The 23,133-nt window shown below is 24.7% G+C and carries 22 protein-coding genes; 19 read left to right on the top strand and 3 right to left on the bottom strand.

What is annotated here, in order from left to right:
- The first annotated feature begins 310 nt into the window (after positions 1–310).
- Both BM020_RS08315 and BM020_RS08310 read left to right on the top strand, forming a co-directional pair.
- A complete protein-coding gene (locus tag BM020_RS08315) occupies positions 311–2,128 on the top strand; it encodes a hypothetical protein (RefSeq protein ID WP_074798870.1) in 1,818 nt (605 codons plus the stop codon).
- A 268-nt stretch (positions 2,129–2,396) separates the two neighbouring features.
- Positions 2,397–3,041, top strand: coding sequence for a HEAT repeat domain-containing protein (locus BM020_RS08310; protein ID WP_074798869.1), 645 nt, complete (start codon positions 2,397–2,399; stop codon positions 3,039–3,041).
- 329 nt (positions 3,042–3,370) lie between these two features.
- On the opposite strand, the gene BM020_RS08305 is transcribed toward BM020_RS08310, so the two are convergent.
- Positions 3,371–4,708, bottom strand: coding sequence for a hypothetical protein (locus tag BM020_RS08305; protein ID WP_074798868.1), 1,338 nt, complete (start codon positions 4,706–4,708; stop codon positions 3,371–3,373).
- Positions 4,709–5,600: 892 nt separating this feature from the next.
- Here BM020_RS08305 and BM020_RS08300 point away from each other — a divergent pair.
- From BM020_RS08300 to BM020_RS08265, 9 genes are all read left to right on the top strand, one after another.
- Complete coding sequence (locus tag BM020_RS08300; RefSeq protein WP_067145754.1) at positions 5,601–6,026, top strand: hypothetical protein; 426 nt, start codon at positions 5,601–5,603, stop codon at positions 6,024–6,026.
- Between the two features lie 319 nt (positions 6,027–6,345).
- Positions 6,346–7,146, top strand: a complete 801-nt coding sequence (locus BM020_RS08295; protein ID WP_074798867.1) for a coiled-coil domain-containing protein — start codon at positions 6,346–6,348, stop codon at positions 7,144–7,146.
- A gap of 152 nt (positions 7,147–7,298) precedes the next feature.
- Positions 7,299–7,736 carry a hypothetical protein gene (locus BM020_RS08290; RefSeq protein WP_074798866.1) on the top strand — a complete coding sequence of 146 codons (438 nt, stop codon included), beginning with the start codon at positions 7,299–7,301 and terminating at the stop codon, positions 7,734–7,736.
- A gap of 86 nt (positions 7,737–7,822) precedes the next feature.
- A complete protein-coding gene (locus BM020_RS08285; protein WP_074798865.1) occupies positions 7,823–8,245 on the top strand; it encodes a hypothetical protein in 423 nt (140 codons plus the stop codon).
- A 51-nt stretch (positions 8,246–8,296) separates the two neighbouring features.
- Positions 8,297–8,911: a 5-formyltetrahydrofolate cyclo-ligase gene (locus BM020_RS08280; RefSeq protein ID WP_074798864.1), complete on the top strand. Its 615-nt coding sequence runs from the start codon at positions 8,297–8,299 to the stop codon at positions 8,909–8,911.
- 335 nt (positions 8,912–9,246) lie between these two features.
- On the top strand, positions 9,247–9,792 hold the full coding sequence (gene rbr, locus BM020_RS08275) for a rubrerythrin (protein WP_067145764.1): 546 nt from the start codon (positions 9,247–9,249) through the stop codon (positions 9,790–9,792).
- A gap of 185 nt (positions 9,793–9,977) precedes the next feature.
- Positions 9,978–10,139 (top strand): hypothetical protein, encoded by a 162-nt coding sequence (locus BM020_RS09645; RefSeq protein ID WP_159428555.1) that lies wholly within the window; start codon positions 9,978–9,980, stop codon positions 10,137–10,139.
- A 239-nt stretch (positions 10,140–10,378) separates the two neighbouring features.
- Complete coding sequence (locus tag BM020_RS08270; RefSeq protein ID WP_074798863.1) at positions 10,379–11,575, top strand: AAA family ATPase; 1,197 nt, start codon at positions 10,379–10,381, stop codon at positions 11,573–11,575.
- Between the two features lie 138 nt (positions 11,576–11,713).
- Entirely contained in the window at positions 11,714–12,130 is a 417-nt protein-coding gene (locus tag BM020_RS08265; protein ID WP_067145768.1) for an NUDIX hydrolase, read from the top strand.
- A gap of 120 nt (positions 12,131–12,250) precedes the next feature.
- On the opposite strand, the gene BM020_RS08260 is transcribed toward BM020_RS08265, so the two are convergent.
- On the bottom strand, positions 12,251–12,736 hold the full coding sequence (locus BM020_RS08260; protein WP_067145769.1) for an SseB family protein: 486 nt from the start codon (positions 12,734–12,736) through the stop codon (positions 12,251–12,253).
- 227 nt (positions 12,737–12,963) lie between these two features.
- Positions 12,964–13,371 carry an SseB family protein gene (locus BM020_RS08255; protein WP_074798862.1) on the bottom strand — a complete coding sequence of 136 codons (408 nt, stop codon included), beginning with the start codon at positions 13,369–13,371 and terminating at the stop codon, positions 12,964–12,966.
- Positions 13,372–14,531: 1,160 nt separating this feature from the next.
- Here BM020_RS08255 and cas6 point away from each other — a divergent pair.
- Genes cas6 through cas2 form a run of 8 tightly spaced genes read left to right on the top strand, consistent with a single transcriptional unit; the run spans position 14,532 to position 22,927 of the window.
- On the top strand, positions 14,532–15,251 hold the full coding sequence (gene cas6, locus BM020_RS08250; protein WP_159428554.1) for a CRISPR-associated endoribonuclease Cas6: 720 nt from the start codon (positions 14,532–14,534) through the stop codon (positions 15,249–15,251).
- A gap of 6 nt (positions 15,252–15,257) precedes the next feature.
- Positions 15,258–17,075 (top strand): TIGR02556 family CRISPR-associated protein, encoded by a 1,818-nt coding sequence (locus tag BM020_RS08245; RefSeq protein ID WP_074798860.1) that lies wholly within the window; start codon positions 15,258–15,260, stop codon positions 17,073–17,075.
- A 16-nt stretch (positions 17,076–17,091) separates the two neighbouring features.
- Positions 17,092–18,060, top strand: a complete 969-nt coding sequence (cas7b, locus tag BM020_RS08240; RefSeq protein ID WP_074798858.1) for a type I-B CRISPR-associated protein Cas7/Csh2 — start codon at positions 17,092–17,094, stop codon at positions 18,058–18,060.
- Positions 18,061–18,071: 11 nt separating this feature from the next.
- Entirely contained in the window at positions 18,072–18,788 is a 717-nt protein-coding gene (gene cas5b / locus BM020_RS08235; protein WP_074798856.1) for a type I-B CRISPR-associated protein Cas5b, read from the top strand.
- On the top strand, positions 18,772–21,162 hold the full coding sequence (locus BM020_RS08230) for a CRISPR-associated helicase/endonuclease Cas3 (RefSeq protein WP_074798854.1): 2,391 nt from the start codon (positions 18,772–18,774) through the stop codon (positions 21,160–21,162). The genes cas5b and BM020_RS08230 overlap by 17 nt, the downstream gene beginning before the upstream one ends.
- A gap of 48 nt (positions 21,163–21,210) precedes the next feature.
- Complete coding sequence (gene cas4 / locus BM020_RS08225; RefSeq protein ID WP_074798852.1) at positions 21,211–21,681, top strand: CRISPR-associated protein Cas4; 471 nt, start codon at positions 21,211–21,213, stop codon at positions 21,679–21,681.
- A gap of 14 nt (positions 21,682–21,695) precedes the next feature.
- Positions 21,696–22,667, top strand: coding sequence for a type I-B CRISPR-associated endonuclease Cas1b (cas1b, locus tag BM020_RS08220; RefSeq protein WP_074798850.1), 972 nt, complete (start codon positions 21,696–21,698; stop codon positions 22,665–22,667).
- On the top strand, positions 22,667–22,927 hold the full coding sequence (gene cas2, locus BM020_RS08215) for a CRISPR-associated endonuclease Cas2 (protein ID WP_074798848.1): 261 nt from the start codon (positions 22,667–22,669) through the stop codon (positions 22,925–22,927). Before cas1b ends, cas2 begins: the two co-directional genes overlap by 1 nt.
- Positions 22,928–23,133: the final 206 nt, after the last annotated feature.

Here is a 23,133-nt window from a genome sequence, read left to right as displayed (position 1 = left end):
TCAGATTCAACAAAATATAATATTATTTAATTTAATTAATTTTAATTTCAGATTCAACAAAATATAATATTATTTAATTTAATTAATTCTATAATAATCTATAAATAGTGCCTTTAAAATTATGATATTCAAATCATGCCATAGTTCTAGCTTAAGTTAACTGATGTAAAACCTAATACCTACTAAAGGATAGTCATATTATAGCTATTTGTATGATAATAAAAAGCAAAGTTACATTCTAAAATAGATAATTATTTTCTATATAAGCACAAATATTTAAATAATTAAAATATTAAAATAGGGATTCAAAATGAAATTTAAAACTAAAATTTTTACAGTTATGATTTTGTTTTCAATATTAATTTTATCCATTTCTTTTGTTTCAGCTAGTGAAGATATTAATATGGAGGAGGATTTAAATCAAAATTTCACTTCTAAAATAGATGAAGTGGAAAAACAAAATCTGGAAAATGAAACATCTAAAATAAAGAATACGAAAATTGAGATAGCTAAAAAAAATTCCTATTATAAGGATGAATCTAATTTAATCTGTTTTTTAAAGGATAATGATTCTCGCCCAATCAAAAATAAAAAATTAATAATTTCTATTAACAAGAAAAAACACATTAAAACAACGGATAACCTTGGAAAAATAACCTTAAAGTTAGATCTTAAACCTAGCTCTTATAAAGTCAATATTAAATTTGAAGGTGATGGGAATTACAGTTCCAGCAGTAAAAATGCTAATATAACAATTAAGAAAGCACCCTTAATTATGAAATTTAATAATTATGAGACTTATGAAAAATCTGATCTATTCTTTAAGGTTAAAATAATTAATAATGATACTAAAAAACCAGTAGAGGGCATAAAACTTTTATTTAAAGTTTATTCCTTAAAAGATAGACAATATGAAAATTATTATGCAATATCTAATAAAAATGGGATTGCTAGCTTAAATGAAAATTTAAAAGTTGGAAACTATAAAATCTATATTTCAATGAAAAATAATCATGCCATATATAAAAATGGGAAAAATATAGCTAGAATGAAAGTGAAACCAACAGCTGAAGTTGGCTGTTGTTCTATTTATATTCAAATTAGTAATAATGAAGGAATCACATCCTTTAGAAGAGATTCAACATATGCTGCTAATTTATATATTAAACTTGTTAAATGGTATGGGAGAACTGCAATTAAACAATATAAACTTAGAAATACCTACTTTTTCCATTCAATAACTACCTCTGATGGATGGTTGATGGGAACAGGAGGTGCAGATAATCCTTATATTAACAGACGAATTGAAAAATTAGCTGGACAAATGGTTTCATCTAAAAAAATCCAAATAGCTAAAATTAAAAGAATTAGAAGATATCTAGCATCTTTAGGAATTGGACACTTTGCAATTAAAGCTCCTGATGGAAGGTATGCAGTAGTTTGGCCAAAGAAATATCGTTTTGGTAAGCTTAAAGATGGAGAATATATCAGTGTTCCTAATTCAAGGTATTGTTTCCGCCATGGGAGCTATGATAAAATCAATGGAGGTTTTGTAAAACTCGGAGTTAAAATAGCTGCCAGTGATCCATTTGGAGTTAATAGGAGAGATATCACAACATTTCATTGGAAAGCAACTACAAAAGAAGGTTCTACAACTTCAACAGTATCTGTCTATGGATCAAATGATAATGGCCGATATTCTAGAAAACACACTTTACATTTAAAGGATAATATTTACTTCAAAAACAAGTTTTATAGTAAATATGCCCTTCCAAAGGCTTTAAATAAGAAATTACTTGGAAAGCATGAATTCAGAACAATTGACAAGTTAATTAAGATTCAAACTGACGTTAAAGCACCGAATGTAAATGCAAGTGTTAACGATTCTAAAATTTTCAAAGTGGTTGTTAAAGACAGGAAAACTAAAAAAGCAATTAAGGGACTTAATGTAAAATTAAAAATTTTTACCAAGGATAAATATAATGTTCATACAATTAAGACAAATGAATATGGACTAGCTAAATTTGATACATCACTATTAACTTTAGGTAAACATAAAGTTCTTTTATATTCTGGAAATAATAAATATTATATTTCAACTAAAAGCTTAATTGCAATAAATGGGTGATTTTTATTTATTTCTTTTTTTTATATCTATGATTGGCTTTAATTTTACATAATATATTTAGGAGGCTTAGGATTTTAGTTTTTTTAATAATTGTTTTATGACTGTTTTTAAGTAAAATCCTTGTGATATTAGCAATGTTTCTAAAAATACATTAAAATAAAGATTTAAAAGTAGAATCTACAATTGAACCTAAATTATAAATTTAAAAATAAATAGCAAATTTTATTAGTATTATCTTATAATATGCATTTATATAAAGGTGGTAATCATGGGATTATTTGGCGATTTATTTAAACCAAAATATAAAGACAATAACCCTAAAATTAGATTAAAAGCTGTTAAAGAATTAGATAATCAAAAAATTTTAGCAGATATTGCTAAGAATGATTCCGATGATAATATTCGCCGTATTGCTATTGAGGGCATTAGTGATGAGGTGGTTTTGGCGGATATTGCTAGATATGCTTCTGATGTGGATGTTCGCCGTATTGCTGTTAGAGGTGTTAGGGATAAGCTTGTTTTAATTGATATTGTTAAAAATGATCCCTCTGGCTATGTTCGTAGTGTTGCTATTTTGGGTATTGATAGTGAGGATGTTTTAGTGGATATTGCTAAAAAGGATGATTGGAGTTATGTTCGCCTTGCTGCTCTTAGAGGTATTAGTGATGAGGATGTTTTAGAAGATATTGCTAGAAATGATCCCTCTTGGCCTGTTCGCCTTGCTGCTCTTAAAGGTATTAGTGATGAGGTGGTTTTAGCGGATATTGCTAAAAAGGATGACTGGAGTAATGTTCGCCTTGCTGCTCTTAGAGGTATTTCTGATGAGGTGGTTTTAGAGGATATTGCAAAGAATGCTTCTTATGAAGATGTTCGTCGTGCTGCTATTAGAGCTGTTGGTGATGAGGATCTTTAGTTGATATTGCTAGGAATGATTCTAATGAGTATATTCATGAGATTGCTTTAATGATTCTTCCATTTAAAAAGAGATTATACCGATGAATTAAATAATGAAATATATTATACAAATTAACAATATCAAGTAAAGATAAAGAAATGGCTTAGATTAATGAAAGCTTTTTTTATAGCCAGCAATCCCTAGATTTTAATAATGGTGGGGTTTCTAAATGCCTATTTATAATACTTACTTAAAATATCCTCAAAATATGATTTTTCCTTTTTAGATGATTATTTGTAATACTTAGTTAAAATATTCTCAAAATATGATTTTTCCTTTTTAGATGATTATTTGTAATACTTAGTTAAAATATTCTCAAAATATGATTTTTCAAGAATCTCCTCAATATAAGGTGGGACTTTTAGTATTTTTTCAATTAATTCTTCATCATCAGCAAGTACAGCTGCTAATAAATAGATAAGAATTAAATTACTTGCATTGGCTTTATTATCTGGCTCACTAGTTTCAGGGATTATTTGTGTTTGAATTATATAATCTGCATTTATTTTTGAAGGAGTATAATCTAAATTCAAAATAGCAAATGTTTTAGATCTTTTGTTAATAAAATCTAATGCTTCTAAAGTATAATTCTCCTTAGCATATGGAAAAATAAATATTGCTAAAGTTTTATCATTAAATGTGTTTGGAGAATATTTAAATTCTGAAACAGGCAAAACTTCAGTTTCTATACCTGCTAAATTTTCAATTAAGAATTTACCAACTAAAGAAGCATAAAATGAAGTTTCAGATGCAATAAAAACAATTTTATTAATATTTTCTCTACTATTGTTCACAATAGTTCTTATATGAAGAAGTTCAGTCATAGTATTTTTAATAGCAATAACTTGTTTTTTAATATAATGATTCATTAAATACTCCATCATTTCTTCTTCATATGGCTTATGATCAATTATTTCAGATTTTTTTTCAATAATATCACCATTACTATCTTTAAATACTACTCCATCCATAGATAAAATTACAATTTCATTATCCTCAAGATATGCAATATTATTGGTATATTTTAAAATAGATGGGACGTCTGAAGTAAGAAAGTATTCATCCTCACCAATGCCAACAATTAAAGGACTGTCTTTACGAGTAGCTACAACTTTATTCGGTTCATCTAAAGAGATAATAGCTAATGCATAAGCACCTTCAATAAAATCCATAGTTTTATAAAGAGCCTGTTCTAGATTTAAGCCTTCAGAGGTGAATTTATCCAGTAAATGGGGAATTACTTCTGTATCAGTATCTGATTTAAATTCATAGCCTTCTACTTCAAGTTCTTCTTTAATGGATAAATAATTTTCAATAATGCCATTATGAACAACGGCAATTCTTTGAGAATTATTGAAGTGGGGGTGTGAATTAATATCTCTTACATTTCCATGAGTTGCCCAACGAAAATGTGCTATACCATAATTACCATCTAAATCATTGAAATCTAATTTTCCATAAAAATCTTTTAAAGATCCAGAGCCCTTTTTAAAGTTAATTTTATCTTCAGTAGCAGTAGCCATTCCAACAGAATCGCCTCCCCTATATTCTAATTTAGTTAGTGAACTAAAAAGGATAGGTGCCGCTTTTTCATTTTTTAATAGACAAGCAACAATAGAAACCATTTTATCACCTAAGATATTAAATAAATATTAAATCAAGGATTTTTAAATGTTATGGAATATCCGAATACATTTTTTTATAATTATTGAATAATTTATTATCACTTATTAATATATTTAATAGTTATTTAATATAGCTATTTAAAAATATTATCAATTCATAGAATCTTTAATTACTTAAAAAATTTTGCTCTTTAAAATCTCTTTATTTATTAAGTTTAAGTATTTAAAGCAATTATTTTTCTATTTTTCTATTTTCCTATTTTTTATATTTTTTATATTTTTTATATTTTATTATCTGGTGTTCTCATTATATAATCATATATTCTTGGATTTGTGTTTTTTTATTTAATCTGTTTAGACATTTGAATATTTATTTAAGATAATTTTTATATGGCTATAATTATATTAGATAATTTTCAGGAGTTTATTTAAGCTTGAACTCTTATTTATTTCTTTAATTTTTAGGAGTTTATTTAAGCTTGAACTTTTATTTATTTCTTTAATTTTTAGGAGTTTATTTAAGCTTGAACCCTTATTTATTTCCTTAATAATTTTAAGTATGGTTTTTTAAAGAAAAATCCGAAAGACTTAATTGTTTTGAAAATAAAGTATAAGCTATATGATAAGTGTTTTCACTCTATATCAATGTTTATTCTCCATTTTACTATATATGATATAGCAAACTTTTTTTTTAAATATAAGAAATTATCCAATTGTATGATAAATCTAATAATCTTTTACAAGCTACTTTTAAAATTAAAGCAAAGAATAATAGAAAAAATATAAAAAATCAATAATTTTTTTTTAAAAAATAAGGTTTCTAGAAAGCAAATATAATTTAGAAAATAAATTTAATTAATAGAAATAGAATTTTTAATAAAATGGTGTTTTTATGTCTAGTTTAAATAGATGCTCAAATGAAAAGTTATCATTTAAATATTCTGATGAATGGAAATTAGAAGAACTTCCTTTAGATAATAATCCTGATTGTATAGCTACTTTAAGTTATGAAGATGGTAGTTTATTAAATGTAATTGCATTTCAATCTGAAATGCCTTCTTTAGATGAATTTAAAGAGATTATTGAAGAAAGCTTATTAAATGACAATGCTCAAATTATATCATCTGAAATAGCAAATCTTGCTAAAAGGTCTGCTATTCAAATCCATTCAAAGATATCAATTCCTGAAATTGACTTTGAAATGTTTTCAGTTGTATTTTTAGAAGATGACTTTGTTTATATCTTTGAACTTAGAACAGTTAATGATATTGTTTCTAAATTTATGGAAATAGTTAGGACTTTTGAAATTTTAGAATAGTTTTTTTATTCATTTCTTATTATTTATTTTTTTAGATTTTTCTATTTTTCATTTTTTTAATGTTTTATCTATTTTTTCTATTTTTTATCTATTTTTTATCTATTTTTTATCTTTATTTTTTATCTATTTTATTTACATGAATTTATTGCATGAAATTTCATGTTGCTTCATGTACTTAATTTTAATTTATTTATTTTCAGCTATTATTTACGAATTTCTTTTTATTTTTTTTAATTTTATTATAAAATTGCTTAAATTTTATATATTTTTTAATAATTTAATAATAAGCTTTATAAAGGCTTAATACATAATTATAATTATGATTATCAAGGCTGGGAAAATTAATAAGTCAAGAGGTAATATAGTTCTCACAATTGGTAAAGAAGATGTGAATAAAAATAATCTTGAAGATGGCGATTTTGTTATTTTAACCCCTCAAGAATATGAACAGTTAAAAACTTCTTCTGAAATTGAAGTTTCTACTTTAGAAGTAGTTCCTGATGATGAAGCTGTTGTTAAATTAGAATACGATCTTAAGGAAGCAAAGTCTAAAGAAAAGATTCTTTTTTCTAAAGTAGAAGAATTAGAAAATATTAATTTAGAGCTAACTACAAAATTATCTCAACTTGAAAAAGCAAATTATATTAATGGTAATGTTTTATCCGATTCTGAATCTGGCTCTCTTATTGATGAAGTTAAAAAATTAAATGGAGATATTGATGATTTAAATCAGGAAATTAAAAAATTAAACAAAGATTTAAATGAATCAAATGAGGAAAGAATAGAGTTATTACAAGACATGAATGTTTTAAAAACAAAAATGAGTTTTGATGCTGGGGAATTATCAAGACTTCATGAGCGAGAAGACAAACACAAAGAAATCTTAGAGATAATCCTTAGAACAAATAAAAACATTCTAGATGAAATTGTAAATAAAACATTAACAGCTACTATTAATGAGATAAATAAAGAATTATCTGAAACTGGTATTATAAGGCGAATTAGAGGTTTAACTATTGTAAAAGAACCTGAAATTCATAAATCTAATATTTCTCGTAATGCTTATAATCAGTTAGAAGAATTGGTTCCTGAAGATTATTTCCTTGAAGGTGGGGAATAGATCTTAAAGAAATTAATAAAAAATTTTTCAAGATTTCATTAGTATAGCTATTTAAATATTTTATTTAGTCTATTTAATCTAATTCTTATGAGAAATAAAGAGTTTTATTTAATAATAATTATATAGTTTATTGGGTATTAAAAGGTGATTTCATGGATGAAGTTCAATTTGATGAAGAAGGTATTAAATTCAAATATTTAAGTAATTGGAAAGAACAAAGAAAGGATATGATTAGTCCAAATTGTATTAAAGCTTTAGTTAAAGTTGTAGAAGATAATCCTTCTACTATTACCGTATATAAAAATGATGCTAGTGGCACTGAAGCTGTTGCTCAACTTGAAGAGGTATTTAAAGAAAGCTTTGAAAGGCAAGGCTGGAGTATTACAGAGTCAAGAATTCTAAACCTCAATGGTATGCCAGTTTATAATATTATAACTGCTGCTGAAGAAGGTGGGAGAACTTTAGAAAACAATACCTCTGCATTAATTAATGATGGAAATATATATGTATTTGAATTAATGCACTTTAAAGAGTTCCCATATGCTTATAATGATTATTTAGCTATTATGGACTCTATTGAGTTTGAATAAATTATTTTTATCCATATTTTTATTTTTTTATTTTTTCTATTTTTATTTTTAAATTTACTTTTCTTATTTTATTAAAGGAGTTTTACATGTCTAATATATTTCAAAATGATGAATTAAGTTTTAAATATCCAAATAATTGGAAATTGGTTGATAATGGTGACATTAAAAATTGTATAGCTGTTTTAGATTGTGACAGTAAATTTAGCCGGCTTATGATATTTAAATATCCTCAAGAAGGCCTATCTCTTGATTATCTTAAAAATGCAATCGAAGATATTCCTAGAGAAGAGAGCTTAATTGTAGAAAAATCTCATTTAACACTTATTGGAAATAAAGAAACTCATGAATTAATTGCTCATGATAGAAGTCATGAACCTCCTTTAAAAACTCATTCCCTTTCGACAATTAGTGGTAGAGATGCATTCAGCTTTAATTTCTTCTCTTTTGGATTAGATAATCCAGATGAAGATGAATTTTTAATGATTTATAAAACTTTAAAATTTGAATGATTTTAAATAAAATATTAACTTAAAGCCCACTTAGCTATTATCTGTGATATCATGTCTCTTAAAGAAGAAAAAGAATACATTAGAAAATCAATTTATGATAAATTGCTTAAAAATGGTCAGTCTCTTCGCCCTAATGGAGATTATGGTAAAATTCCTAATTTTAAAGGATCAGAGATTGCTGCTAAACTATTGTATGGTACAGATGAATGGAAAAATTCAAAAACTATTTTTTGCAGTCCAGATTCTGCTCAAATTCCAGTTAGATATCTTGCTTTAATAGATGATAAAAATCTTATTATGGCAAGCCCTAACCTTGAAGATGGCTATCTGTATCTGGAAGGTTCTAAACTGAATGGTTATGAAAAAGAGGCATCTACTAAAGAAGGAGCTTTTAAGCATTGCTTTGAGAAAGATTTAAGAAATATTTCTATTGATTTAGTTGTAGAAGGCTCTGTTGCTGTGGATAGATTAGGAAATCGAATTGGAAAAGGAAGAGGATTTGCAGATAGGGAGATAGAAGACCTTTTAAATCGTAACCTAATTGATGAGAACACTCCTTTACTTACAACCATTCATCCATTCCAATTAGTTGATTATATTCCAATGGAAAGTCATGATAAAAAATTAAACATGATTGTCAGTACTGAGGAAATTATTAGGATTTAACTTTAAAGTTTATCTAGATGATGAACAATTAAATTTATCTAATTGGGCCTAGAAAACAAATATTGCAAAGAAATTAAATTTATCTAATTGGGCCTAGAAAACAAATATTGCAAAGAAATTAAATTTATCTAATTGGGCCTAGAAGAAAACAAATATTGCAGATAATTATAATGATAAATTATTGAACCTATCTATTACTTAATATGGTTTTTAAATATTTTAGAAATATTTATTAATAGATAAAAATAAAATAGTTGTAAGTAGTTTAAACTACCCAATAAATTCTTAATTTTATTAAGAATTCACATATGAATGTTAAAATTTTAGGTGATTATATGGCAGATTTAAAAGGTACTAAAACCGAAGCTAACTTACAAGCAGCTTTTGCTGGTGAGTCTCAAGCTCATACTAAATATCAATACTATGCAAGCAAAGCTAAAAAAGAAGGATATGTACAAATCCACGATATCTTTATGGAAACTTCTAAAAACGAAAAAGAACATGCTAAAATTTGGTTCAAACTTTTACATGAAGGAGATATCCCTGATACTATAGCTAACCTTAATGCAGCAGCAGATGGTGAAAACGAAGAATGGACTTCAATGTACAAAGAATTCGCAGAAACTGCAATCGAAGAAGGTTTCGATGAAATCGCAGGTTTATTCACCATGGTTGGTAATATTGAAAAAGAGCATGAAGGAAGATACAGAACCTTACTTGCAAATGTAGAAGAAGAAAACGTATTTAAAAAAGAAGAAGAAATTGAATGGAAATGTATTAACTGTGGTCACATAATCAAAGGAACTGATTCTCCTGTTATTTGTCCAGTATGTAAACACCCTCAATCTTACTTCGAAGAAAGAGCAACCAACTTTAAATAAGTTTCTTTCTTGATTAACTAGTTTTAGCTATTAATGATTTCCATTAATAGCATTTTTTTATATTTTAATCTTAGCTATTTTTATTATATTGTTAAATATTAATACACAATATTATATTTAATACAGAATATTCTATTTAATACAGGATATTCTATTGAATTATAATTTTTTTATGTGGTGATAGAGTGTCTAAAGAAGAAGATAATTGTCAATTGGAGGATAATTGTTCTAATGGTACTTGTGCACCACTTAATCCTTTCTCAAAGGAAGGAATCTTATTTTTAGTTTTTATACTGCTTTTATTTATCATTTTGTTTATTATTTTGTTTTTTAATGGCTTTTTTTAGTTTTTGTGCTTTAAGCTGTTTTTTTATTTTTAGTAAGTTTTTTATAATATGTTTTACATAAAATATATTAATTTCATAATAATGTATTGTTTTTTTAATAGGGTATTGTTTTTTTAATACATTATGTATGTATTATTTTTTTAATATACTATTATTTTTTTAATACATTATGTATGTATTGTTTTTTTAATACATTGGCTATATTATTAGTTATTATTTAGAAAGTTTGGAGGGAAATTATGAAAAATTTACCTATGGGAGATAAACAAGAACTTCAAGATAATGAATTTTTTAATAGATTTTCTGAAATTTCAAATTTTACAGTTCTTTTAGATGAAACTAAAGATTCAAATGCACCAAATATTTTATTAACTGGTCTTCGAGGTGTTGGAAAAACTGTTTTTCTAAAGAAAATTAAAAAATTATTCGAAAAGGACTATTTAGTTTTATATTTAGATTTTTCAAGGGCAGAGGTTTATCAAAAAAATAATATGTCTGTGGAAGGTTTAATGAACTTTTATTATAAAGAATTAATAAAAGAATCTAAATGCTATGGTCTAAATACATTTGACAAGCGCATTGAAAAATTTTTTAAAACAAATAATTTTAAAATTAAGGATTTTTCATCTTTAAATTCATTTCCAATTCCTATAATTGAAAATGAAACAAATTCTGAAGAATTAATAAACTTTGTAATGGATTTGCCTAATAAAATTTATGAAGAAAATAGAGATAAAATCAAGGGCATTATCATTTTTATAGATGAATTTCAAATAATTAAAGAACTAGACAATTATCTTGAATCTTTTTTATGGAAATTTAGAAGTTTTATACAGGAACAGTCTAATGTTGCTTATGTCTTCTCAGGTTCTATGAGTTTACAAGATCAATTAATAAGTGATATTGCAAGTTATGGTGGTGTATTTGGTGGCAGGATGATAACTTTCTCTTTAGAACCCTTTAATAAAAAAACTGTTAAAGAATATTTATCAGAAAGGGCTTCTAATCTTATATTAACTGAGGATGCTTTTGAAAGATTTTTTAAATGTACATCTGGTATTCCGGCATATATTAATTTCTTTGGACGTTTGCTTCCTAAAGATATAGAGCTTAATGAAAATGATATTGAAAGAGAATTTGTTGATTCTATTTCTGTTTTTTCAATTCAATTAATAAGTACTTGGTCTGGATTATCTTCAAGAGAACAAAGTATCATTATTTCATTGTTGGATGGTCCTAAAAGAAGAATTGATATTGCTAATATTTTAGGTTTAACAACTGGATCTTTAAGTAATTTCTTAAACAGTCTACAAAATCAAGGGTTAATAAATATGAATAAATCCAATAATTTATATGAGCTTTATGAACCTATGCTTGTCAGATGGCTAAAATCAGAATATCAAAATAAGGGAATTTATCCTTATAGGAAAATATGACTTTTTATATTATTGGGATAAGGGAATTTATCCTTATAGGAAAATATGACTTTTTAGATTATTGGGATAAGGGAATTTATCCTTATAGGAAAATATGACTTTTTAATTATTCTATTCTTAATTTTTTGTGGTGATATTATGGATACTATGTGGGGATTAACTGTTAGAGGAATCTGTGAATATAATGATAAAATTTTACTTTTAAAAATAAGACATAATTCTTCTCATGATGCTGGTAAATGGGAAATTCCAGGAGGCAAAGTTAAAAAGTGTGAATTCTTTGATGAAGCTTTAAAAAGAGAATACATAGAAGAAACCGGTCTTCAAATAACTATTGATGAATTATACAATGCTATTCAAAAGAATTATACTGCATGTAAAACTGGAGAAAGTATAAAATCTATCCAAGTTATTATGAAAGTTAGTGTAAATACTGATGAAGTGGTGATAAGTGACGAACATGATATGTACAGGTGGTTCACTAAAGAGGAAATCAATGATATGATTAAAAATAATCAATTAACTCCTCCAGCTATTGATGCTTTTTGCAGGTAAGTGCTGTTTTAATAATGGCTATTTTTAATTATTTTTTATTTTAGTTTTAGCTATTATTTTTAATTATTTTTTATTTTAGTTTTAGCTATTATTTTTAGTTTTTCCCAGTTTTTTTATTCTTTATTTTTCCTGCATTTCTTCTTCGATTTCTTTCATTAAATCTTCAAATTCACGTTCTTCATCAAATAATCCTAAAAAGTCATCAATACTTATTTTATATTCGTTCTCTGAACTTGGATTAATAACAATCTCATCAAAACTATCTTTTATTGGAATAATTGATTTATTTAAATCTCTCATAAAAAAAGATCCAACTGTTGTGTTTAATTTAATTTCATGAATGTTTTCTTCATCTGTAAATATTGGAAGAGTTCTTTTTCCGCTGGGGCCTTTAAATGATTTTAAATGAAATCTGATTTCATCATCTATTTCATTAAATCCATCAAGATTTATATTTTCTAAATCAAGTGAATCAAGCTCAACTTGGAGAGGAACTAGTAATTCTGATTTTCTAAATTCATTTATAAAATGTTCATTTTCCTCATCAGTCATTTCTGATTGTTTTTTCATTAGTGATTTAAGTTTATAATTTGAAAGTAAAGTCATTTTATCACTTTTTAATTAAAAATATCTTTTTACTATTCTCGCTAGTGTTTTTTTATAATGGATAGAACCCATAAACTTCTTTTTCATGTCTTAACCATAATTTTAGCATTTCATCTTCAATGGAATATTTATTGCTGATATAATAAAGCATTCCTTTATCTTTAAGTTTTAAAAACCAATCTAATTTATATAGCCAATTATTTTTTTTTAAAAAATTTATTTTAATCTTAAAAATTATTGCTATCTAAAAATTCATTAAAATCTATTTTATAGGAGTCAATACTGTAGGGGTTAATTACAATATAATTAAATTCAGCATCAAATTGTGATAATATAATTGATAATTCCATCATATTAACTGCTATTGATTTAATGGGATAAGCTGCTTTTTCTAGTTCATTTGTATCTGTAAATAGATATATATTACGGTCTCCATTTTCCTCATCAAAGAAGCCTATTTGCAAATCAAGGGTATCTCCATCTTTAAGTGAGTCTTCCTTTTCCATTGCAACTACTGGAATATAGAGCTCTGATTTTAAAAATTCTCTATAAAATAGATCTGGATTGTTTTCTATTTTTAATCTTGATTTAGACTTTAATAATTTTTTAAGTTTTTTATTATTTAGAGAAGCCATTTCAATCAATTGTTTTTATATTTTTAGTAGTATAAAAATTTTTTATTTTTTTGGCTTGTTGAAATCATATAATTTTGATAGAAAGTTTTGTCTTAAAAAACCTTAAGATAGAATAAAATCAAAATATAACAATTAAAAAATTATTTATAATTCATTATATGACTTTTAAATAATTAAATTAAAAAAATAAGCAATAATCAAATATATTTAGCAAAAAATGGAATAAATAATATTTTAATGAAAAAATAATTATTTCAAGCTTGTTTTTGTAGTTCATTACAATTAAATCTTCTGGAACTTTGAATCTGAAAATCTAACCAGAAAATTTATCAAAAGATAAATAAAAGATTCTAAAAATGAATTTTACAAGAATCATTTTGGACTTTTTGCCATTTACACATTTGAATAATGCTCAAATAAATGTTAAAGGATTATTCTAGTAAATTTCAAAGCATGTATTCACAAAATATCTCTAAATTCAGAATTTAGCTTTAATGAACTATTTAAATCATATTTATTGTGATATTTACGATTTATTTGAATTATAAACTAAAATTCGAAAGATTTTAAAGATTTCCAAAGTGCTACATTATAGTGCTTTGCAAAAGTTTTTATCGTTAACATTTTTCGTAAAATTAAATGTGAAATAATTTCTCTTAACAGTTCTAGATTTACCAGTGTCAATGCAGATAAAATATTATATGATTATTCGAAAGAAAGAATAGAAAAAGTTACATTAAATGCAATATTGCAACTTATGAATTCCAAAATAAAACAGCTAAAGCTGGTTTTTTCATAAAAAACGAAGCAGATATTTTTTTAGAAAACTATTATACAAATAACATAAAAATGTTGAAAGTGTCTTTAGCATAATAAAAAGATAGTTTCAATAGAATTAATTCAAGTAGAAACAAAAGGATTGGAATACTGTAAAAAGTTCATCAATAGCGTTTCAATAGAATTAATTCAAGTAGAAACACTAAAACTCTTAAACAAAACAAAATTCATGTTTAATCTATTGCATTTACATATCAATCCAATTAAATCAAACTAAGATTTCAACAAAGTCATTTTTTGAATATTTTTTATTTATTTTTTCACTATCTAAATCTTAAATAGAAACTTTTAATAAAGTTGAATTTCATACACAATAGTATATATTGGGTGATAGAATTAGACTAATTTTAGAATTTAAATCTTTAAACGATTGCAAATATTCGGATATCAATAAATATGATATTCAGGGATTTATTTATTCATTACTTAAATATGATTTGGTTTTTAAGAATTATCATGATGTAGTTGGGTTTAAATTTTTTAATTTTTCAAATATTTTTCCAGTTTCTAATTTTAAAAAAGGTACTATTAAAAAATTAATTATCTCATCACCTAATTCTAAATTTATTTATGCTGTAAGAGATTCTTTAAATGAAAAAGAAAATCTTTGTTTAAATAAATTAGACATTGTTATACAGTCTATAAAGATTATTAACCCTAAAGAATCGAATAAATTTATTTCTAGCACTCCCATTGTTCTTTTTGAAGATAATTCTAAAAATCAATATTATTCTTTTAAACAAAATCCAGATTTTGATTTTTTCTTTAATAGGCTGAAAGATAATGCAATTAAAAAGTATAATGCATATACGGAAAAGGATTTTTATTTAGAAGATAATTTATTTAATTCTTTTGAATTTAAGAGGGAGGTTTCAGTTAGAGTTAGAAAGAATAATAATACTTTTGTTATTATTGGTAGTTTATGGAAAAGTTTAGAAATAGATATAAATAAAGAAAATAAAGATTTTTATAAGTTTTTACTGGATACTGGACTTGGGGAAAAGAATAGTCTAGGATTTGGTATGATTAATGATGTGAGGTGAATTTGTTTGTTAAATTCATTGTATGAATTAGGTAAATTATGGATTGAAAGAGAGGACTTAAATCCTATTGATGTTTTTCTAGATGCTGAAAAACTTAAAAGAAGTACAAAAAGAGTAATTTTAGTTGAACTAGATGAAATTAGTGAAAATCAACTTAAATTTAGTAAAATTTCTCTAAAAGAATATAATCCTAAGGATAATCTTAAGTATTTGTATAGGTCTGGATCATCTAGAGGAACAGATATAACTCCATCTTGTTTAATAACTGAGCTTGAAAGAACATTCAATAATAAATTTTTCAAATGGTTTGAACAAAATAATGATGATGACTTTTTAAAAGCTATTTTAAATTGTTTAACTGACGATAAAGAATTAATTTTTGATGAAATTCTATCAGTTTTTAATGGATTAGCTAATTCTGAAAGCAACAATGTTATTTTGACTTTGGCTATTAATTCTAATGATTCATTTAATTATATTGGGGATTATGATATATTTAAAGATATATTGATAAGTAAAGCTTCAGAAAAGTATTATAAAAAAGATTCTAAACAAATTAAAGGTTTGGGGCATTGTTTTTTGTGTGATGATGAAAAAGAAGTATTTGGCCTTGTTTCAAATTCTATTGGATTTGCTTTTTCTACTCCTGATAAGAAAGGAAATGTTTCAGATTTTAATGTAGAAAACCAGTGGAAACAGTTACCTATTTGTGGTGAATGTGCATTATATCTTGAAGCTGGAAAGAAATTTGTTGAAAAATATTTATCTTTTAGAGAATATGGATTAACATATTATGTAATTCCTAATTTTTTATTTGATTCAAAAAAAGCTTTTAATAAATTATTTAATAGAATCAAGCGTTTTGAAAATAAAATGTCATATGATGATGTAGCTGTAGCTGAAAATAAAATTAATGACATTGTATCGGATTTAAATGATGTTTTAGAGTTTAAATTTTTATTTTTCCAAGCATCAAATAATGCATTTAATATTTTATCATATGTTGAAAGCATTATTCCATCTTGGATGAATAAATTATATATTTCTCAAAAAGAAATTATAAAGCTAGAACTTTTTTCAGAAGAATATATGAAAAAGATTTTCTCAAATGAAGCTTCTGGTAATTTTATTAAATTATTAATGGGAATTGAAAAAGAAAAAATTTATCCAGTTTTAGATAATAAATGGTATGTTGGATTTTTAAGAAGTTTTTTCTCAGGTTATTCTTTTAAAATATATTTAGATTTGGTTAGTTCTGTTTTAAGTGAAAAAAAATTAGACTTTAATTTTTTACTTTCAAGATTTATGGATGAAATTAGGAAAAATTGGCGTAAAGAAAAAAATTATCAAGTAAAAATAGATTTATTTAAGTCATTATCTTTATTTTTATTATTTAATAATTTAAATTTATTGAAAGGAGGGAATTTTATGTTAGAAGAAGATGTTAATTTAACTTATGATGTTATAGATAAAATTTTAAATACACCTGATAAAAAAGCTAGTTTTTTATTAGGTTCTCTTACTAGGAGATTAACATATAAACAATATAAAGAATTAGGTTCTTCTCCATTTATTAATAAGTTATGGGGATTATCTTTAGATGAGAAAAAGATTCAAAAACTTTATCCTATGGTTTTAAATAAACTTAGGGAATATGATAGTGCTTATCCCAAATTAGAACAAAGTATTTCTCTTAACTTGTTAAATGCAGAGAATAATTGGAAATTAACTCGTGATGAAACTAGTTATTACTTTACTTTAGGATATACCTTAGCATATGCTATAAGTAATAACAAAGAAAATAATCAAAATGATAAAAAGTAATGGATGAGGTGAAAAAATGAACAGATCAGAACTTTTGTTTTTATATGATATAACTGATGCAAATCCTAATGGGGATCCCTTAGATGATAATAAACCAAGATTAGATGAAGAAAATGAAATTAATTTAGTCACTGATGTAAGATTAAAAAGAACTATTCGTGATTATTTAAAAGACTACAAAAATGAAGAAATTTTCATTAAAGAAAAAAGAGATAAAGATGGTAATCTTCAAGATGCTAAACAAAGAGCTTTAGATTTTGCTAATAATGAAGAATTTGAATCTTTTGAAGAAGCAAAAAAACAAATGAAAAATAAAATCACTGAAGATTGTATTGATGTGAGATTATTTGGAGCAACTGTTCCTATTGAAGTTAAAGTTAAATCTAAAAATAAAAAAGAGTCTGGTTCAATCACTTTAACTGGCCCAGTTCAGTTTAGAATGGGTAGGTCATTACATAAAGTAGAAATCAACCATATTAAAGGAACTGGTGCTTTTGCTTCAGGAAGTGGAAAAGATCAAAAAACATTCCGTGAAGAATATATTCTTCCATACTCTTTAATTTCTTTCTATGGAGTTATTAATGAAAATGCTGCAGAAGAAACTAATATGGCTGAAGAAGATATTTCTCTTTTAATTGAAGGTATTTGGAATGGTACTAAAAATCTAATTTCTCGTTCTAAATTTGGTCAAGTTCCAAGATTATTATTACAAATTGAGTATGAAGATAATTACTTTATCGGTGATTTAAATAATAAAATTTCTCTATCTCATGATTTTGATGATGAAAAAAAATTAAGAAGCATTAACGATTGCCAAATTGATATTTCACATTTAATGGAAAATATTGAAGAAGATAAAGATAATATTGTGAAAATTAATTATAAATTTGATAATAATATTTCATTTAAAGACTTTGAATCTATTGAGGATTTATTGGAAGCAATTAAAAATCTCGGTATTGAAATTGTAGAGATAGGATTATGAGGTAACTTAAAATGTCTGAAAAGCTTATAGCTTTTGATATATGGGGGGATTATGCTTACTTTAGGAGAGGTTATACTACTACTTCTACTGTATCTTTTCCTTTTCCAAGTAGAACTACTATTGCAGGACTTATTTCTTCAATCTTAGGGTTTAAAAGAGATTCTTACTATGATATTTTTGAGGAAAGTAATAGTAAAATTGGGATAAAACTTTTAAATCCTATTAAAAAGGTAAATATTAATTTAAATTACATAAATACTAAAGTAGGTTTTAATTTATATGATATCAATCCTAAACAAGGGTTAAGAACTCAAGTTCAGGCAGAATTTTTAAAAAATCCTAAATTTAGGATTTATGTGTCATTAAATGATATAAATATTATGGATGCCTTATTTGATTTATTAAGTAATCATAAATCTATTTTTACTCCATATTTAGGTATTTCAGAATGTATTGCTAATTTTAAATTAGTTGGAGATGATTTTTTATCTGCAAATAAAAAATTTGGCAAAAATGTTGATATTCATTCTGTTTTATTAAAAGAAAACTCTAATATTATTATTGAATCTGGAAAGAAATATGGTTTGGTTAAATCTCCAGGTTTCATGAATTTTGACAGAGTTGTTACTAAATATCTTGAATATTACTATGAAGAAAAAGGGGAGTCTATAAAAATTTCTGAAGGAGAATATTATTCTATTGGTGAAGATAATGTCATATTGTTCTAGTTTATATTCTCATCATAATAAGATACTGGAGAAACATCTGCTTAAAGTAGCTAATAATTCAAAAAATATTTTTAATGAATTATGTATAAAGAATAAGAATCTTTATACTAATTTATCTTTTTTTATTGGAATTTCTCATGATTTTGCAAAATCCACTACTTATTTTCAAGAGAAATTATTTAAAGGAATTAGAACAGAAAATGCTAATCATGGTTTTTTATCTGCTGTTTTTGGTTATTATGTAGTTAAAAATTATTTAACTATTAATAATTTGGATTATCAATACGATTTTCCAACTATTGCTTTTATTTTGATTTTAAGGCATCATGGTAATCTATTAAGTGTTGAGGGGTTAAATGGGATTATTAATAAATTGGATAATTATAATAGAATTGCTTTAAATCAAATAATTGATATTAAAAATAATTTAAACAATCCTAAAAAATCGTTAAAACATTTTTACAATGATTATGATATTTTATTAGAAGATTTTTTAGAAAATTATTCTGATTTATTAGATGAAATTGAAGATGCTCTTGAGGATATAAGTTTTGATGAAAATATTGGAAACTATTTTTATATTATCTTATTTTATTCGGTTCTATTAGATTCTGATAAAATGGATGCATCTGAAACAAATAATATAACTAGAGAAATAATTCCTAATGATATTGTAGATATTTTTAAAAGTGAAAATTTTTCATCTAGTTATGAAGGAATAAATAAAATTCGTGAGGATGCTTATCTAGAAGTTACTAATAATATGCTTGATGAAGATTTAAATAATAGGATTTTTTCCATTGACTTACCTACAGGGGCTGGTAAAACTTTAACTGCTTTTTCATCTGTTTTAAAACTTAGAGAAAAAATTAATGAAGAATATAATTTTAATCCTAGAATTATTTATTCACTACCTTTTTTAAGCATTATAGATCAAAATGAAAAGGTTTTTTCAGAAATATTAGAATATTCTGATTTAAGAGGAACTAATATACTTTTAAAACATAATTATTTTTCTGATATGTCTTATAAAGTAGACTCTAAATATGACTTACCAATGGATAAATCTAGAATTCTTATAGAGGGTTGGAATTCTGAAATCATTGTCACTACTTTTATTCAATTCTTTTATAGTTTGATAAGTAATAAAAATAGATCTCTTAGAAAATTTCATAATATGATTAATTCTATTATAATTCTAGATGAAATACAATCTGTTCCTTACCCATATTGGAAGATAATTAATGTTATGCTTAGTAAGTTAGCTTATGAATTTAATTCTTGGGTTATATTAATGACAGCTACTCAACCATTAATCTTTTCAAAAGATGAAATAATTCCATTAGTTCAAAATAAGAACTGTTATTATGATACTTTTGATAGGTATGATTATTCTTTTAATTTAAATGATTTAAACTTTGAAGATTTTAAAAAAGTAATTATAGCAGAAATCCAAAATAATTCTAAAAGTATGATGGTAGTTCTAAATACTGTAAATTCTTCTAAAGAATTATATAATTATATTAAATCCTATTTTGAAGAGAGTTCCTATGATATGGGTATTGATGAAAATGGGATTTGTTGTATTGATGATGATATCCAGTTAACTTATATGTCTACTAATATTATTTCTAAACATCGTTTAAATAAAATTAATAAAATTAAAGAATCCAATAAAAGAAATATTATTATCACTACTCAGTTAGTTGAGGCTGGCGTAGATATAAGTGTAGACATTATTTTTAGAGATTTGGCACCACTAGATGCTATTATTCAAACAGCAGGAAGATGTAATCGTAATGGTAATGGTGAAAGGGGAATTGTCAATATTATTTCATTAATTAATGATAAAGGCAAGAGATTTTCAAGTTTTGTTTATGACTCCATCTTAATAAAATCTACTCGTGATGTTATAAAAGATTTAAATCTTATTTCTGAAAGAGAGTTTAATCTTTTTGCTTCTGATGAATATTATAAAAATTTACTTAAATACAGATCTTCAGCTAATTCTGAAGAATTAATTGAAATTTTAGAAAGATTAGATTTTAAAGAGATTCAATATAAATTTAAGTTAATTGACAATGATATTGAAAAAACAGATGTTTTTATTGAAATTGATGAAGATGCTTCTGAGTTGTGGAATAGATTTGAAGAAAATCGCTTAATTTTGAATTCTTTTGAAAGAACTAATGATTTTCTAAGTTTTAAAGCGGATTTTTATGAGAATATTGTTTCAGTAAACACATCTAAACTAGGCACTATTGTCCCTCAAGAGCAGTGGTTAGGTTTTGTTTCTAATGATGATTTATATAGAAAATATGATTTAGAAACTGGATTCATATATTCTGATAATGAAGATGCTTTTATAATTTAATCTTTTTAATTTTTCAAAGGGGATGTAATTATTAATATTACTGGTGTAATGATTCAATATTATGTTACATGTAAAAGAGAACTTTGGTTTTTTGCAAATCAAATCAATATGAATTACAATAATAATGACATTGATATTGGCCGATTTATACATGAAAAAAGTTATTCTAGAGAGAATAAAGAAATCCAATTTGATAACATGGTATTTGACTATGTGAGAAATAAGAATAATTTAACTATTTTTGAAGTAAAAAAATCTAGTAGTTTAACTATTGGTGCAAGATATCAATTATATTTTTATCTTTATAACATGAGAAATTGTGGAAAGAAATTAAAAGGGGTTTTGGTATATCCTAAAGAAAGAAAAAGGGAAGAAATAATTTTAAATGATGAAATTATTGAAGAAATGGATAATATTATTAAAGGCATTGAACATATTGTTAATTTAAACATTCCTCCTAAAGCAATAAAGAAACCTTATTGCAAGGGTTGTTCTTTCTTTGAATTATGCATGGTTTAATTTGAGGTGATAATTTGAAAAAACCATTATATATTACTTCTCATGGTATTTTATCAAGAAAAGCTAATACATTACAATTTATAAATGAAGAATCTAAGAAAACACTTCCTATTCATGCAATTAATGAAATCAACTGTTTTGGTAAAGTTTCTCTTAAATCAGGTGCTTCTTCATTACTTATGAAAGAGGGGATTGTTGTAAATTTTTTTAATAAATATGGTTTTTATGAGGGATCTCTTTATCCTAGAATTAAATTAAATTCTGGTTTAGTTGTTGTTAAACAATCTGAACATTATTTGGATAATGAAAAAAGACATTTTATCGCAAAGCAATTTGTTGAAGGAATACAACATAATATTTTAAAAACATTAAAATATTATTCTAAAAAAGGTAAAAAACTTGATGAATTTATTAATAATATTGAAAAAGAAGAAATTTTTGGAGATATTAATAGAATAATGAGTTCTGAAGCTTGGATTTGGAAAAATTTTTATAATAGCTTTAATAATATTTTAAGAAAATTTCCCATGGATAAAAGAGAGATAAGACCTCCAACAAATGAGATTAATGCTTTAATATCTTTTGGTAATTCTTTACTTTATTCAACATCTCTTTCTGAAATTTATCAAACTTATTTACATCCCTCCGTTAGCTTTCTGCATGAACCTTCTGAAAGAAGATTTTCTTTATCTTTAGACTTAGCTGATATGTTTAAACCTGTTATTGTGGATAGGGTAATTTTTAAATTAGTTAATACTAACATGATTACTGAAAAGCATTTTGTTAATGATATGGGATTTTTACTTAATGATAAAGGAAAACAAATATTTGTTTCAGAATATCAGAAAAAACTAGAAACAACTATTAAACACCCTACACTAAATAGAAAAGTCTCTTATAGATATTTAATAAGATTAGAAGGTTATAAATTAATAAAACATATTCTTGGAGATAAAGAGTATGAAAGTTTTAGGATGTGGTGGTAGTGTATTTATTAATTGTTTATGATGTATCTGTTGAAAGAGTAAGTAAAGTTCATAAATTCCTAAAAACTTATTTGCATTGGCAACAAAATTCTGTTTTTGAGGGTGAAGTAACATCCTCACAATATTATAAAATGATGGATAAGTTATATAATTTAATAGATTTAGAAGCAGATTCTATAATGATTTATGAATTTCCAGAGAAGTACTTAGATAAAACTATTTTAGGGATTGAAAAAAATCCAATAAATTTTATTTTATAGTCTACCTTTATAAAGGATTAACATTATTATAGGTAGACAAATATATCTTAATATTAGAGCAATCGTTATTGGTTATTTGTAATATAATCAATTTTTATTCACGGTTTAAAATTGACTTAATAGTATGGAAACTGAAGAAAAAAAATACAATCCTCCTAAAAGGATTGTAGTTTAAAATTGACTTAATAGTATGGAAACTTATGAGC

It is taken from the genome of Methanobrevibacter olleyae (assembly GCF_900114585.1).
In the GTDB taxonomy this organism is placed as follows: domain Archaea; phylum Methanobacteriota; class Methanobacteria; order Methanobacteriales; family Methanobacteriaceae; genus Methanobrevibacter; species Methanobrevibacter olleyae.
This window is presented reverse-complemented; position numbering and strand designations above follow the sequence as displayed.